The organism is Bdellovibrio sp. HCB337 (assembly GCF_047302465.1).
Classification (GTDB): Bacteria; Bdellovibrionota; Bdellovibrionia; order Bdellovibrionales; family Bdellovibrionaceae; genus JACMRP01.
The window spans coordinates 2,839,030-2,853,061 of record NZ_CP178621.1; the positions used below are offsets into that span (position 1 = coordinate 2,839,030).

At 45.5% G+C, this 14,032-nt stretch carries 16 protein-coding genes; 8 read left to right on the top strand and 8 right to left on the bottom strand.

What is annotated here, in order from left to right; all coding sequences use genetic code 11:
• Position 1: 1 nt before the first annotated feature.
• The 8 genes from ACLWBB_RS13705 to ACLWBB_RS13740 all read right to left on the bottom strand — a co-directional run bounded on the left by ACLWBB_RS13705 (position 2) and on the right by ACLWBB_RS13740 (position 8,279).
• Entirely contained in the window at positions 2–565 is a 564-nt protein-coding gene (locus ACLWBB_RS13705; RefSeq protein ID WP_413288101.1) for an RNA polymerase sigma factor, read from the bottom strand.
• Positions 565–2,091 (bottom strand): tetratricopeptide repeat protein, encoded by a 1,527-nt coding sequence (locus ACLWBB_RS13710; protein WP_413288102.1) that lies wholly within the window; start codon positions 2,089–2,091, stop codon positions 565–567. The genes ACLWBB_RS13705 and ACLWBB_RS13710 overlap by 1 nt, the downstream gene beginning before the upstream one ends.
• Before the next feature lie 80 nt (positions 2,092–2,171).
• Positions 2,172–3,377, bottom strand: coding sequence for a DNA polymerase Y family protein (locus ACLWBB_RS13715; protein WP_413288103.1), 1,206 nt, complete (start codon positions 3,375–3,377; stop codon positions 2,172–2,174).
• A gap of 69 nt (positions 3,378–3,446) precedes the next feature.
• Positions 3,447–5,276, bottom strand: a complete 1,830-nt coding sequence (locus ACLWBB_RS13720) for a methyl-accepting chemotaxis protein (protein ID WP_413288104.1) — start codon at positions 5,274–5,276, stop codon at positions 3,447–3,449.
• 101 nt (positions 5,277–5,377) lie between these two features.
• The gene (locus ACLWBB_RS13725) at positions 5,378–6,067 is read right to left on the bottom strand and encodes an RluA family pseudouridine synthase (protein ID WP_413288105.1); all 690 of its coding nucleotides are present in this window, start codon (positions 6,065–6,067) and stop codon (positions 5,378–5,380) included.
• Entirely contained in the window at positions 6,064–6,657 is a 594-nt protein-coding gene (locus ACLWBB_RS13730; RefSeq protein WP_413288106.1) for an RlmE family RNA methyltransferase, read from the bottom strand. The genes ACLWBB_RS13725 and ACLWBB_RS13730 overlap by 4 nt, the downstream gene beginning before the upstream one ends.
• Before the next feature lie 70 nt (positions 6,658–6,727).
• Positions 6,728–7,975 (bottom strand): MFS transporter, encoded by a 1,248-nt coding sequence (locus ACLWBB_RS13735; protein ID WP_413288107.1) that lies wholly within the window; start codon positions 7,973–7,975, stop codon positions 6,728–6,730.
• Positions 7,976–8,024: 49 nt separating this feature from the next.
• On the bottom strand, positions 8,025–8,279 hold the full coding sequence (locus ACLWBB_RS13740; protein WP_413288108.1) for a hypothetical protein: 255 nt from the start codon (positions 8,277–8,279) through the stop codon (positions 8,025–8,027).
• Between the two features lie 219 nt (positions 8,280–8,498).
• Here ACLWBB_RS13740 and ACLWBB_RS13745 point away from each other — a divergent pair, with 219 nt between their 5' ends.
• The 8 genes from ACLWBB_RS13745 (at position 8,499) to ACLWBB_RS13780 (ending at position 14,025) form a co-directional block, all read left to right on the top strand.
• Complete coding sequence (locus tag ACLWBB_RS13745; protein WP_413288109.1) at positions 8,499–9,008, top strand: nuclear transport factor 2 family protein; 510 nt, start codon at positions 8,499–8,501, stop codon at positions 9,006–9,008.
• Between the two features lie 186 nt (positions 9,009–9,194).
• Positions 9,195–9,884 (top strand): hypothetical protein, encoded by a 690-nt coding sequence (locus ACLWBB_RS13750; RefSeq protein WP_413288111.1) that lies wholly within the window; start codon positions 9,195–9,197, stop codon positions 9,882–9,884.
• Positions 9,885–9,886: 2 nt separating this feature from the next.
• Entirely contained in the window at positions 9,887–10,393 is a 507-nt protein-coding gene (queF, locus tag ACLWBB_RS13755; RefSeq protein ID WP_413288112.1) for a preQ(1) synthase, read from the top strand.
• A 94-nt stretch (positions 10,394–10,487) separates the two neighbouring features.
• Positions 10,488–11,351, top strand: a complete 864-nt coding sequence (locus ACLWBB_RS13760; protein WP_413288113.1) for a hypothetical protein — start codon at positions 10,488–10,490, stop codon at positions 11,349–11,351.
• Positions 11,348–11,785 (top strand): hypothetical protein, encoded by a 438-nt coding sequence (locus ACLWBB_RS13765; protein ID WP_413288114.1) that lies wholly within the window; start codon positions 11,348–11,350, stop codon positions 11,783–11,785. The genes ACLWBB_RS13760 and ACLWBB_RS13765 overlap by 4 nt, the downstream gene beginning before the upstream one ends.
• A gap of 270 nt (positions 11,786–12,055) precedes the next feature.
• Entirely contained in the window at positions 12,056–12,775 is a 720-nt protein-coding gene (locus ACLWBB_RS13770) for a hypothetical protein (protein ID WP_413288115.1), read from the top strand.
• A 31-nt stretch (positions 12,776–12,806) separates the two neighbouring features.
• Entirely contained in the window at positions 12,807–13,097 is a 291-nt protein-coding gene (locus ACLWBB_RS13775; protein ID WP_413288116.1) for an Mpo1-like protein, read from the top strand.
• Between the two features lie 19 nt (positions 13,098–13,116).
• Entirely contained in the window at positions 13,117–14,025 is a 909-nt protein-coding gene (locus ACLWBB_RS13780; protein ID WP_413288117.1) for an AAA family ATPase, read from the top strand.
• The last annotated feature ends 7 nt before the right edge of the window (positions 14,026–14,032 follow it).

A 14,032-nucleotide genomic window follows, 5' to 3' on the forward strand; every position in this document is an offset into this window, starting at 1 on the left:
ATTATTTTATCCTTCGTAGGTTAGACGAATCATCCCCAGAATTCGTTTCAGACTTATTGAATTTTTTTATAAATAAGCTTCGAAGCCTATGCAGCTTTGATCGAACGGCGTCTTCTGTTAGCCCCGTGATCTCCCCGGCCTCTTTATAGGAATGCCCCTCAAGCTCGACAAGCATTAGCAGAAACCGGTCCTCTGGTTCAAACTGAGACAAAACCTTTTGCACGCTTAAAACCACGTCCATATCCGAACGCCCGGCAACGTCGCCCAAAGACTCATCCGAAACATGATCTTTGGAGGACGCACTCCGCGTATGATCAATAAAAAGGTTCTTGGCGACCTGGCACATCCATCCATAGAACACTGCCGGGTTTTGAATCGTCTGAATATTACGGAAAGCTTTAATAAAGGTCTCTTGGCAAAGATCCTCAGCTAACTCTTTATTGTGACACAAAAGCAGACAGAACTTATACAGCCGATTCTGAGTCAGCTGAATCAGCGGTCCTCGCGCGGATTCATCCCCGCCCTGCACTTTTGCAACTAATCGTACAATTTCTTCATCTTTCATTAGAACACATCCCAGCTCACACCCACAGAGGTGGTCGTAGCGTTGTAGTTTTTGTCTCTGACATCCGAGGCCTCTAAGCTTGACACATTGGAAACATATTCCATCAGCGCATAAGCTCTCCACTGCGCCGAGAATGAATAGGCAAATCGTAATGAGGCACTAGTTTCAATATCTTTTCTGGTGGTCCCGTTTGGTAGGGACACGTTTTTAAAAACTCTTTCAAGGCGGCTCAAGTAAACACCCAAAACAGTACGTTCACTTGGATACCACTGCATACGGATTCCTGGTCCTTGATAGCTTTGAGTCAGCGGCAACCGCGACCCATCGCTATAATTGATGTCCTGAGTTCCATCGACACCCATCAACCATTGCAATTGTGCAGAAAAATATTTGAATCCAGTTTCATAGTAAGGGCGCAGCCAATAGGAGCTTCCGGTAAGATACTCATAAGTCGTGGTCTTCGCTTGTTGGCGTTCAAAACGAACTTCCGCTCCTGTTGAATCTGAATTTTTAAAACCGTAAACGACCTCGGTCGCCAATCCTGACTTTTGACTGACAGTGGATTTGTCCCAAATTTCGTTCTGAAAATACGGTGTCATTGTAGCGTCCCAACTGGAGCTCTGGTACAACAATGAGGCCGCTACAGTATGCAGTTGTGTACCAAGCTCTGTCGCCTCAGTAGGATTTTCATTTCCATAGGCATAGGCGATTTTTTCAGACCATCTGCGATTTTTGTTAAAGTGATAGCCTGCTTCGAACTGAGCTCTCATCAACGGACTTGCCAGTGGCGAGGCACTTCTTCCGTCCATGTATACGTTGCTAGCACTACCGTATGAAAAATCCATTAAAAGCCAGTACGGGTTTTCTTCTTCCCGGAGGTTTTCTAGAAGACTTCGCGCCATAGCTTCATTTTCGCCACTTAAAGCGGACCTTGAAACAAGCCCTTTTAGAATTCCTGCCGCTTGAGATTTCTTGTTTTGTTTTGCAAGACTCATCCCTAAGAGCAAGCGGCCTTCGGCAGAAAGATTCGGGCCCATTTTCCTCAAGCTCTGTTCTGTCTCGGCATAGTTGGCATGTTGATAAGAAGCAAGTGTCATTGCCTCGAGATCTTTTTTCGCTTCTTGCTGAATTCCCGTTGGCGGATTTCCTTGAAGAACCTGCTCTAACAAAACTTTCGCGTCCCCTCGCCTTCCGAGTTTGTCCAAAGCTTTTGATTGGTAGAGCTTTGCAGCCGGAGCCAACGGGCTATTAAGAGAAACAACTTTGCCAAAAGCAGTCGTCGCATTCTCGTAGGATTTTGCCATGAAATAACAATTTCCAAGATTAAACCAGTAGAGCCCGTTGCTCGGATTTTTTTTAATCAACTGAATTAAAATACGTGAGCTTCCTGAAAAATTATTTTGATTGTAGATTTCTAAACTTCTCTTAAAAAGAGATGCATCGGCATTTGCAGATACCGCAAAGGCCGATTGCGAGACAATCAGCCCAAATATTAGAAATAAAAGTAAAAACCGATGTTTATACACCTCGTTCTATCATACAGAATGGTACGCGAAGTGTTGACGTCGTTTTGAGGGAACAGGACCCGACTTAGGTTGAATCTCTCTTACTCTTCAAGTTCGGGAATACGAGAGAAAGCAATTGCTGTGGGAGCCACATCTTTTTTGTCTTGGAAACAGGCCAAATAGACAGTGTCTTTGCCGAATTTTTCATTGAGTTTGTCGACCACACCGAAGAGTTGTTCTTTTTTTGTATTCTCGAAAAACGAAAACTGGTGGTTTTCAGACTTTTGGAAATCCGAAAGGACCACGGAAACCATCAAAGGTTTATATTTTCGAGGCATCTCTGTAAAAAAGCGATTCAGGTGAGAAAGCAGCAAAGCCGTGTCCTGAGTTTCTTGCACCTTCAAAGACTTCTCGAATTTTTCGTAGTGATTCATAAACTTCACAGACAAGCTCAAACGTCTTGTCAGAAAATTCTCTTTGCGCATTCTGATTGCCGTCTTTGACAAAAGCTTCTGCGCAACTCCGAGAGCCCCTTCCCACGATCTTTGATCTGGAGGCAAAACATGCTGGTGGCTGATACTCTGGCTTTTTTGGCGAGGCACCAGAAGGTTTTCACCTTTTAGAAGATAGTAATAACGACTTCCAACCAGGCTTCCCCACAAACCATACATTTGCTTTTCATTCATTCCCAAAAGCTGTTCCATAGTGGTCACGCCTTTTTGATTCAAGCGTTGCTCCATCTTGGGCCCGATACCAGGAATATCACGAAGCTTCAGTGGGAACAGGCGCTTTGGCAACTCTTCGGGCTCGATCGTAATAAAGCCATTGGGCTTTTGCATATCTGTGGCCATCTTCGCAAGCAACATATTCGGAGCAAGACCAATCGATGAGGTCATACATTCGCCGACCCGTTCACGGACTTCGTTTTTGATTTTCATCGCCAGTGCTGTTGCGACTTCCAAATTTTGCTGGGACCCCGTTAGCTCGCAGGCAAATTCATCAACGGAACAAACCGAGTGAATGGGAATGCAGCTTTCCAAAACTTCTTTGATTTTTTGATGGTATTGAATATAGGTCTTGTGGCGAGACTTCACTAATTGCAAACCAGGACACATTCTTTTGGCATCGCCGACAAGAGTGCCCGTTTTAATTCCAAGCGCTTTGGCTTCATAGCTGGCAGCTAAAACGGCAGTTGTATTGGCCATCATAGGTACGACGGCCACGGGCTTCCCCCGCAACTCGGGACTTTCTTGCTGTTCACAAGAAGCAAAAAAAGAATTGAGATCTAAATACAGCCAGCGAACCATGGACGCAGGTTAGCACAAAGAGGAAATCCTCCGTAGGAATTTCCTCAAAAGGCTCACCGCGCATACGCACTAAGCGGCCTTTTTGCCTTCGCCATAAACGACTTTATTGAGATGTGTGACAACATTTTCCATCAAGACGGATTGGTTATGAATCTCTTCCGCGGTGCTGGCAATTTCTTCTGATGAAGACGCATTAGATTGAACCGAAGAATCCAATTGATTCATAGCACTGCTAATCTGAGAAATACCGTTAGATTGTTCTTCGCTAGCAGTCGCAATTTCGTTATTCAAATTTGCCACTTTTTTCACCGACTCAACGATGCTCGTCAAAACCACGCCGCTCTCAACGGCTTTCTTTGACCCTGTTTCAACTTTAACGACGCTCTCTTTGATAAGAGCATGGATGTCCTTCGCAGCTTCCGCACTTTTTTGCGCCAGCGAGCGAACAGCATCCGCAACAACGGCAAAGCCCTTACCTTGCTCACCAGCGCGCGCTGCTTCCACTGCGGCATTTAGTGCCAGCAAGTTCGTTTGGAAGGCGATGTCGTCAATCACGTTAATAATCTCTTCAATCTTCTTAGAGGACTGAGTGATCTCTTGCATGGAAACCATCAAAGACTTAATTTCATGCTCTCCTTGCTGGGCAGAATCTGAAGACTTTCGAGAAAGCACCGCAGCCTCTTGGGCATTTGCAGAGTTTAACTTCACCATAGAGCTTAATTCCTCGAGTGAGGCCACTGTTTCTTCCAGTGAAGCCGCAGAGCTTGTAGAAGACTCAGAAAGCGCCTGACCTGCCGCCGACAGCTGTTGAATCGCGTTTGTCACCGTATCAGCAGAAGTTCTAAGCTGCCCAGAAAGTCGGCTGACCTCGACGGCAATCTTTTTAGAAACCAAAAATACGCATGCTGCTAACAACAAAACGCAAACTGCAGACACCATTACTTGGAAGACTGTCATTTTGTTGGCACTAGCAAGAATCGCAGAAGTCGGCGTGCGTACCACCAAACCCCAGTTTTGCTCGGAGCGACCTAGATTCAATGGCACTACCACGTAATGGTAAGAAACTTCTTGATCCATTCCAGTCACGGAATAGGTTTTACCATCTTTCAAAGCTGCCATAATTTCTGTTTGGTTCACAGGAAAAGAAGCCGGTTTCGTGATCAACTCCTCTTTAGGATGAGCCACATAATTGCCAGCTGAAGAAATCAAATAAGCTTCACTCTCAGCATAAGGTTTAACTTTAGAAATATTCTCGCGCACTTTAAGCAATGGAAAATCAACGCCAGCAACACCAAGAAACTGATTGTTCATCACAATAGGCACCACCGCAGAAGACATCAAAACCATTGTGCCATTCACTGGATAGTTATAAGGCTCTACCATTGTTTCCTTCTGACGTGCTTTAGGAACTAAGTAGTAATCTCCAGCAACTGGTTTGTCGTAATCTAAAAGTGGCGACAGCACTGCTTTGCCGTCTTTGTCATAACTCCAGTAAGGAACATAGCGGCCGCTTGCATCGTGTCCTGGGGTATTTGCGTACTGAGCATCTTTGCCATCATAGGCATTTGCTTCCCAACCCGTCCACGTTCCAATCAGACCTGGATTTTGCACCAAGAGTTCTTTTAAGGCGACGTTGATATCTTCACGGCGTGTGATATTTGCTAGTTTCTGAGAAGACTCTACTTGAGCAACAGAGCGAGCCACAGTAAAGGCCTGTTCAAGTTCCAAGCGAATCTCATTTGCACTTGCTTGAGCGGTTTTCTCAGTCAAACTCTCAGAACTCTGAAGCGCGCTTTCACGACTGGTTTTTGTATTCAGAAATGCACTAAATCCCATGGCTAAAAAAGCAATAAACACAATCGGCAGGGCCATCTGCATTTGAATCGACATTTTTTTCATTAGCTCTCCATCATTAAAGGCGTTCTTGTTTTTCGGTAAAAAACGCTTGTGACTTCAGCAAATGACTATCAAAAAACTGTTAAAAATAGGGAGTACGGACGCTACAAAAGACCAGGCACTTCCACGACCTGCGGCAAGCCGAGTTCTTTTGCGCCTGCGGCCCTTGAGAAATCGATGCGAATAGCCCGTAAGGCTATTCCTGGTTTATTAAAGACACGTTTGGCCCCATAGAGTTCATCCCCGACAATTGGAAAGCCATGAGAGCTTAGTTCAAATCGCAATTGATGAGGACGTCCTGTTAAGGGATGGAGTTCCCAACGATGCCATTTTTGAGACACATCATAGCCTACATAAACAGCTTCGGTCTCACTCGGTTTTCCAGTGGCGTGATCATAAGCTCTTTTTTTACCGCGAAGAAGACGGCTTTTCCAAAAAAATTTTTCGCCTTCTTTGGGGTCCATCTTCGTGCGGTGATTTTTCACATTGGCAGGAATATGTTCGAAGCTTTGCCCCTCGCTGAATGCCAGATAAGTTTTAAAAACTTGCTTGCGTTCAAACCACGTGTTGGCTTTCGCATGGGCTTCAGCTGTTTTTGCAAATAGCACCAACCCCGAAACTTCGAAGTCCAAACGATGCACTGGAAAGATTTGTTGTTTTAATTGTTTTTGCAGTTCCAGGCCCAAGCATTCACGCTGGTCGGACTCGCCTTCACGGCTTGGAGTCGTCAACACCATCGCGTCTTTATCGAGAATGGCAAAGTGAGAGTTCTCAAAAATGATATTCAGATTCATGATTTTTTACTGAGACCCACCAAGAAAATTTCTTTGCTGATCTTACGAGTGCTGTCTGGTTTTACGGCCTCGAATTTTTGAAAGTCTTTTTTGATTTCTTCACGAAGTTTTGCGAACTCATCACTGTGAAAGAGTTTGCAAACAAAGTGACCGCCCGGCTTTAAGAAGCGGCGTGCGACATCCAATGCAAGTTCACAAAGCGCCATAGAGCGTGCTTGGTCCGTAAAACGATGGCCCGTTGTATTCGGAGCCATATCAGACATGACAATATCAAACGGAGGCTGGAATCCGTGCTGTTTAAAAATCTCTTCTAATTGCAGATCGTAAAGATCCGCTTGAATGAAAACGGCGTTCTTAAGATTTACCGTCACGGGTTTCAAATCTACACCGAGGACTTTGCCGCCAGCCCCGATTTTTTGCGAAGCATACTGAGACCATGAACCCGGAGACGCCCCAAGATCCAAAACCGTTTGACCTGGCTTAAACATCTTGAACTTCTTGTCGATCTCTTCAAGTTTAAAAACCGAGCGGGCCGCAAAGTTCTCTTGCTTGGCTTTCTTAAAATAATGGTCGCGGGGGTTGTAAGTCATGGGGCGGACTATAGCAGACTCTGGCCCCTGAATGAAGGGGCCTTTTTTTTATGTAAGAATTATCAAGGATTTAGGCTCGTTCCAGCTCTTTAACTTTGAATAGCAACCCGCCCCCAATCATGAACAGCACAAGAAGCCCGAGCATGCCAAAACGATGTTCGCCGGTCATATAAACAGTCATACCGACAATGAATGGCCCCAAGATCGAGGCAAACTTTCCAACCAGGTTAAAGACCCCGAAATACTCGCCGCTGGCTTCACGCGGAATCATTTGAGCAAAGAAACTGCGGCTTAAAGCCTGCACCCCGCCCTGAACCATCCCGATCATCGCGGCCAAAAGGTAGAAATGCAAAGCGGTGCTCATTTGCGTGGCTAAAATTACCGCCACTGAATAACAACCAATACAGAATAAAATAGGCTTGCGAAGCCCCCAACGCCCGGTGGTCATCCCGAAAAGCCAGGCAAATGGGAAGCCGATAAATTGAGTCATCAACAAGGCGGTCATCAGAGAATCCCCCTCAAGACCGATTGAAACTCCGTAATCCACGGCCATCGTCATCACCGTATAAACGCCATCAATGTAAAACCAATAACCGACAACAAAAAAGAGAATGTTTCTATTTTTCACCATGGCCCGCAAAGTATGAAACAAATTGTTCATACTCTGTTTCATCATCACCATGAAAGGCTCTTTGTAGTCAGACTTAGGCTCTGGCACATTTCGCATCAGCGGAATCGTAAAGACCAACCACCAAACGCCAACTGTCAAGAAAGACCATTTCACGGCCTCTGGTTTTCCGGCGATGCCAAATAGCTCGGGCTTTAAAAACATAATGACGTTCAGTAAAAACAAAATGCCGCCACCAAGATAACCCAAGGCATAACCCACCGACGAGGCATAATCCAACCGACGTCCCTCAGCCACATAAGGCAGAAGCGAGTCATTAAAAACACAGCTGGCGTTAAAGGCCATCATAGAAATCGCATAAGCTGTTAGTGCGAACATCCAATCGCCTTGGGGAACAAAAAACATACCTACGCAACAGAGCACGCCAATCAGCATAAAAATAAAAAGGTAGGTCTTTTTGTAAGATCGCAAATCTGCCACGGCCCCTAAGAAGGGACTGCAAAGAGCAACCACCAAACTGGCAAGAGAGATCGCACTTCCCAAACGCGCAGTGGTGACTGCGGGTTCGATACCTGTGCTCCAATATTTTTGAAAGAATAGAGGGAAAAATCCCGCCATCACGGTGGTGGCGTAGGCACTGTTGGCCCAATCATAGAAAGCCCAGCTCAGAATCTTTTTATCTTTGATCATGTCAAAGATCAGATCATGGAAGCGGGCCCTTAGCAACTGCTGACGAGCCTTAGCGTGACCCTTTTACGCAGGCGCCGCCGCCCGTCTTCGCAAAATAACAGGTAATACCCTTTTCATCATCGATCACACGGGTAAAATCGCCGCTCTTTTTGATTTTGAAACCTTTGCCGCCAGACGCAGGCTTGCGGTCAGATTTCTTTTCCGCTTTGGCCGACTTCTTGGACTTTGCCGCATGCACTTCTGGAGAAGTCAAGAATGCTCCAAAGACTGCAAGTAAAACGAGGAGTTTAAAATTGCGGATCATACAGATCCCCTTTCCCGTGTTTTCAACAAGTTGGTACCTATGTTCTTTTCGACTAAAAGCCCGGGGAACATTACGCCTGCATATCGCATTAATACGAATTCGATCCATTTTTCGAATAGAGCAAAGAACCCATCTCAGAGTGAAACGACTTATGACGAGAACGTCATTCGACAGTCTGCCAGAGTTTTTTAAGAATGCACTTATGAATGGAGGAAACTAATGGAAACAACAGCTTCATCAACAACAAAAGAACGTCCACGCCGCAATCATCAAGCCGCTCGAAGTACTACGGCCACCACGAAGAAAGTAACTCAGCCATCAAAACATCTCAGCAATCTTTTAGATTGGTATTCCAGAGTAACCGCAAAAAGCATCAAACATTTGCATCAGTACTACACGAAAGATGCCTTCTTTAAAGACCCGCTCGTCGAAATTTATACGACGGAAGAAATAGAACAATATTACTTGCGAGTTCTAAACCGTATCAGCGACATTCACTTTACTTTTGAAAATATCGTTGAACAAGGCAACCAAGCTTGCGTCACTTGGGTCATGAAAGCGCGATTCATGGGACGTGAATTTTCAGTGGAAGGCTCTACGCATTTCAAGTTCACGTCTAACGGTCTTTGCGAATATCATCGCGATTATTTCGATGTCTCTGGAGAAATCTACGAGCAAGTTCCGGTAATGGGTTTACTCTTCCGTGGAATCAAACGTGTGCTGAATTAGCGTCACGTTTTTGACAGCGTCAAATCTTCGTCGGCAGGAGTGAAAACAAACTTACTTTTGCCGATTTTTTTCGAAGTTATTCCCATAACTTGCGATTTCCGCTGGACGATGGTCCCGATGAGCACCTAATTTGCTTCATAAGTTCCCCGCCAGGGGGATAAGGTCCCCTAACAGGGGGACTTTATCATGAAAATAAGAAATGCTTTTTCTGCACTTTGCGCCCTCAGCCTGATTTACACCGTTGGTTGTGCAAACAATTCGGGTTCTACGAGCCCTGCTTCCAGTGACAATGGCAAATTAGACCAAGCCTACCCACTTCTGTGGGAAGACGCCCATAACGAAGGCAAGGATTGGACAAGTCATGTTTACGACATCATTAACAAAGAAACGCCAGACCTCGTCCAAGGCGCCGAAGACATCACGGCTTTTTGCCCTCGCTACTTCCAATTGACGACTGATGAGCGCATCAACTTTTGGGGTGTGTTGATTTCAGGGATCGTAAAGTACGAAAGTAACTTCGATCCCACCAATCGTATGCATGAAACCACGATGGGCACAGATCCAGTCACGGGCCGCCCGGTTTACAGCGAAGGACTGATGCAACTTTCCTATCAAGATATCAGGCCTTATCCTTTCTGTGAGTTCGACTGGGACACTGATAGAAAGCTTAAGCCCAATGACCCAAACAAAACCATCTTGGACCCTTATAAAAATCTCAGCTGTGGTGTGAAAATTTTGGCCCAGCAGATTAAGAATCGGAACCGTATTACCCTAACAAAAGGGGTTTATTGGTCCGTGATTAAGGTGAATGGTAAATACAGCAAGATTCCGCAAATTGCCGCATTGACCCGACAGATGCCTGGTTGTATGAACTAGGCATGACAAAAAAGACTCGCCAAAAAGAACTTAAAAACTTTGCCCTGGGTTCAGAGAAAACTGAATACCCTACAACATACTCTCCAAAGATTTTGGAAGCATTTGATAATAAGAACCCAGGCAAGGTCGCATGGACGTCTTTCGTCTGCACCGAGTTCACTTCCCTTTGCCCAAAAACCGGTCAGCCTGATTTCGCAAAAGTATTTGTGAACTACATTGCCGATGAAAAAATGGTGGAATCAAAGTCTTTGAAGCTCTATCTGTTCAGCTTCCGCAATCATGGCGACTTCCATGAAGATTGTATTCAAACTATCTGCGATGACCTCGTAAAACTCATGAAGCCAAAGTACATCGAAGTGATTGGCGAGTTCACTCCTCGTGGCGGTATTGCGATCTATCCTTTTGCAAGCTACGCTTGCAAAGAAAAGGTCTTCCAAGATCTTCACCACAGCCGTCTCGCTAACTACGCCCCAGGAAAATACAGTATGGAGCTCTCTAAGCTCTACTAGTGTTCTCAAACCCAGACCTTCGCTCGGTCCAAGGTGATTTCTAGCCTTAAGACTCTTTCCAAGACTCCGATCCGTCTTAGAGGAAGGAGTCATCTTGACCTATCGCTCTCTTTTTTCAATTGGATTGATCTTGTTCTTCGTGAGCCCACTAGCTCACGCGGCTCCGGACTTTTCTAAATTCGTGATCTCTGATCCGAATGAAGCGATCTCTTCGGATGATTCTTCAAGAACTGAGGCCGAACCTCCATGTGTTCATTGCCAGCTCAATCAGACTCCTAGAAGTCAACGTGACAGCCAACAGGTTATTCAAAGAGTTCAAGGCTCAAGACAAGTCACCAGACAAGCCCAGAGGACAGAACCTGAATGTTATTCTTGCGGTCGAGTCAACCTCGCGAGACGTGGCACTGTCTCTGGTGAAAACATCTGGAAGAACTTCCCTGAAATTGCAGGCTACAGTGAACATCCTGAAGTTAAAGCGATGATTCGTTATGCAGAGACTCACTCCAGAAGCACCTCTATCGGTCTGTGCCTTCGCAGAGTAAAAGAGGCCATGTGCCGCGCTCGTCGTGGCACTCGCTGTAAAGGTGGCTCGTTGGTGAGCAAATACATGAACTTCACACCCGTCTTTCCAGAAGTGCCTTCTCGCTCAAATCCTAAAATTGGCGTCAATGCCCTTAAGAACTTGAAGGCGGAGGGTTTTATCAATTTACTAGATGACTCTACCTTCAGCAGCATGATTCAAAATCCAGCTTCTGCACCTAAAGGTGCCATCATGATTTATAAAGGTGGCAAAAACGGTGGACATATCGAAATCAAAACAGGCCATGGTACCAGCGGCTCCTATGTCAGTGACTTTAGAGCGCCTAATTCAGTCATGAAAAATGAGCTTGCCGGCCGCGCCAGCAGAAACTATAAACTTGTCGGCGTGATGATTAAGCCTGCGGAGAAACTCAAATGAAAAAACTAGGATTGATTCTTTTCACTTCATTACTGACTTCTCTGGCACATGCCGCAACAGAATTTAAAAATGTTGAGGACGCGGTCAAAAAACTAAAGGCATATACTATCGCCGATATCGAAGGCGACAAAGCAAGACTCAAAGAAGGCAAAACGCTTAAAATTGATCAAATGTTTGACGATCTTGAAGGCGCCGTAAAACTTGCTGAAAAAAATACGCTCAGCGAAGACCTTGTCCATCAAATGGAAAGAGTCGCCATCATTACTTTCATCAACGACCCGTCTGCTTTTGCAGTTTCAGACATCATGCTGCCGCTTTATCAAAAAAATAAAGAGCTCTTTAAAAAGGCTGCTGAAAAACTGCACTCAACAGATCGCGCCCTCATCCTTGAAACTTTGGATGAGCAAGACAAGGCCCTTTCCGACGGTGACTAGAGTCCTCTCTATATAATTAGCCCTTCATTTTGCGGGTGTCTCATTTTTAGACAGCCGCATTTTGTTACCCTGTGCTCAATGCTGTGACATCGAAATGTGTTTCTTTTCGAGATGGCGCCACATGTGGCCAGGCATCTCCTTTGCTTTGTATTACTTCCAAAGGACGGAACCACTATGTTGAAGCACCTACTCGTATGCACCACTTTAATAATGGCACAGCCAGGATTTGCTGTGTTATCTAGTCCAACCCGTAATCTTAGAACCGGGTCCATGACACTCGCTAGCAGCGCTACGAGTTCTGGAACCTGTGCTGATTGCGCTAATAGCGGCGGAACAGCTATGGACGCATTCAGACAATTCGCCGACAATATGAACGAGATCACCGATGGTGTTCTCGATGTTGAAATCATCTCGGATAATATGAATTACAGTAATAAATGCGATAACTTTGTCGGTAATGGCGAAGTAAACGCATGGGGCGACGTCGTCAACAGCGAACTTGGGAAACCAAAATATCAAACTCTTATTAATCAGGGCCCTCGTGATATCAAAGAGCATTGCCCGAATTACGACAGAATGAGTATCGCTGACCGCAAAGGCCTTGTGGTTCTCACAATGACAGCTATGGCTCACTATGAAAGCTCTTGCAACTTCCGAGAGACAGCAACGGGCCCAAATGGAACTGCAGCGGGACTTTTGCAACTTCATAAAGGTAAAGAAGGCCGCTACTCTTCTGGTTGCCGTAATGGCGACTCAGCAAGCGCTCAAAGAACTTTGGTTTGTGGTCTTTCTATGTTGAATGATCAGATCGTAGGTCGTGGTGAGCGATTGTTTAGCTCAGCTTCTTATTGGGAAGTATTGCGTCCTCGTGGTCGCTCTAAGAAAGCTAAAAAGATCATGGCAGCCATCACAAAATACCCTGCTTGTACTGTAAGAGCTTCAAACGTCGCAGGGCGCAATGCCGCTGCTCCACGCGTAGCTCAAAGGTAGCCAATATCTAAAACTCTGCTAAGCTTTAATTATGAAAAGCTTTGCAGAGTTTTGGCCTTTTTATCTCAAAGAACATTCAAATCCGACCAATCGTCGATTGCACTTCGTCGGCACTCTGCTCGTTCATCTTATATTAATTTATTCACTCGCCACCCAACAATGGATGCTCTTAACGGCTTTGCCTATACTAGGTTACGGCTTTGCTTGGGTAGGCCACTTTATCATCGAAAAAAACCGTCCCGCAACTTTCACTCATCCTTTGTGGAGTCTCGCGGGGGATTTTAAAATGTTTTATCTGATGCTCTTTGGAAAACTCAAATAGACAGCGGAGTTCTACACCTATGCAAAATCATATTGAAAAAGTCATTTCAGAGGCTTCTAAAGTCCTTCTCGATAAAAATGTCGAAATCGAAAAGTCTGTCATTTGCATTTTAGCTCAAGGACACCTATTGATCGAGGATGTTCCGGGTGTAGGTAAAACGACGCTCGTGCAACTTTTAGCAAAACTGATGGGGTTACAAAGCTCACGCGTGCAATTCACGAATGATCTCTTGCCGGCCGATGTTCTTGGCAACATGGTTTTTGATTCTGAGGCTAAAGCTTTTAAATTTCACAAAGGGCCTGTCTTTGCCCAGCTAGTTTTGGCCGACGAGTTAAACCGCGCAAATCCCCGCACGCAAAGTGCGCTTCTTCAGGCTATGGAAGAATCCGAGGTCACTTTGGACGGGAATCACTATCCCCTGCCAGAACCTTTTTGTTTGATTGCAACGCAAAACCCGCGCTCGCAAATCGGAACCTCGCCACTTCCAGAAAGTCAGCTAGATCGTTTTTTGATGAGCTTGGAACTTTCTCACGCCAATCCCGAGGCCGAGAAAAGAATCATCCAAGGCATGGACGCACGTGAAAAACTAAAAAATGTCCAAGCCGTGTTGAGCGCACATCAAGTGGTGGAAATTCAAAAAGAGATCGACAAAGTTCATGTCGCTGACAAAGTGGCTCAATATATTAGTTCATTGCTACAAAGAAGCCGTCAGAAAGGCCATAACAACCCGTTATCGATTCGTGCCGGTATGGCTTTAGCGAAAGCTGGACGTGCGTGTGCTTATTTAGCCAAACGTGATCATGTGATTCCAGATGATATTCAGAAAATTGCCATCGAGGTTTTAGCTCACCGTCTCGGGGGCCTTGATGGTGTTGCCAAAGGACGAAGCCTTGCCCACGAACTCCTCCGCGAAGTCGAAGTCCTCTAGATTTCGC

Excerpts from the sequence above, each read along its gene's own strand:
- ACLWBB_RS13715 (WP_413288103.1), bottom strand. The coding sequence starts at position 3,377 with ATGGTTCGCTGGCTGTATTTAGATCTCAATTCTTTTTTTGCTTCTTGT.
- ACLWBB_RS13725 (WP_413288105.1), bottom strand. The coding sequence starts at position 6,067 with ATGAATCTGAATATCATTTTTGAGAACTCTCACTTTGCCATTCTCGAT.
- ACLWBB_RS13770 (WP_413288115.1), top strand. The coding sequence starts at position 12,056 with ATGACACTCGCTAGCAGCGCTACGAGTTCTGGAACCTGTGCTGATTGC.
- ACLWBB_RS13765 (WP_413288114.1), top strand. The coding sequence starts at position 11,348 with ATGAAAAAACTAGGATTGATTCTTTTCACTTCATTACTGACTTCTCTG.
- ACLWBB_RS13740 (WP_413288108.1), bottom strand. The coding sequence starts at position 8,279 with ATGATCCGCAATTTTAAACTCCTCGTTTTACTTGCAGTCTTTGGAGCA.
- ACLWBB_RS13730 (WP_413288106.1), bottom strand. The coding sequence starts at position 6,657 with ATGACTTACAACCCCCGCGACCATTATTTTAAGAAAGCCAAGCAAGAG.
- ACLWBB_RS13745 (WP_413288109.1), top strand. The coding sequence starts at position 8,499 with ATGGAAACAACAGCTTCATCAACAACAAAAGAACGTCCACGCCGCAAT.
- queF (WP_413288112.1), top strand. The coding sequence starts at position 9,887 with ATGACAAAAAAGACTCGCCAAAAAGAACTTAAAAACTTTGCCCTGGGT.
- ACLWBB_RS13720 (WP_413288104.1), bottom strand. The coding sequence starts at position 5,276 with ATGAAAAAAATGTCGATTCAAATGCAGATGGCCCTGCCGATTGTGTTT.
- ACLWBB_RS13775 (WP_413288116.1), top strand. The coding sequence starts at position 12,807 with ATGAAAAGCTTTGCAGAGTTTTGGCCTTTTTATCTCAAAGAACATTCA.
- ACLWBB_RS13780 (WP_413288117.1), top strand. The coding sequence starts at position 13,117 with ATGCAAAATCATATTGAAAAAGTCATTTCAGAGGCTTCTAAAGTCCTT.
- ACLWBB_RS13705 (WP_413288101.1), bottom strand. The coding sequence starts at position 565 with ATGAAAGATGAAGAAATTGTACGATTAGTTGCAAAAGTGCAGGGCGGG.
- ACLWBB_RS13750 (WP_413288111.1), top strand. The coding sequence starts at position 9,195 with ATGAAAATAAGAAATGCTTTTTCTGCACTTTGCGCCCTCAGCCTGATT.
- ACLWBB_RS13735 (WP_413288107.1), bottom strand. The coding sequence starts at position 7,975 with ATGATCAAAGATAAAAAGATTCTGAGCTGGGCTTTCTATGATTGGGCC.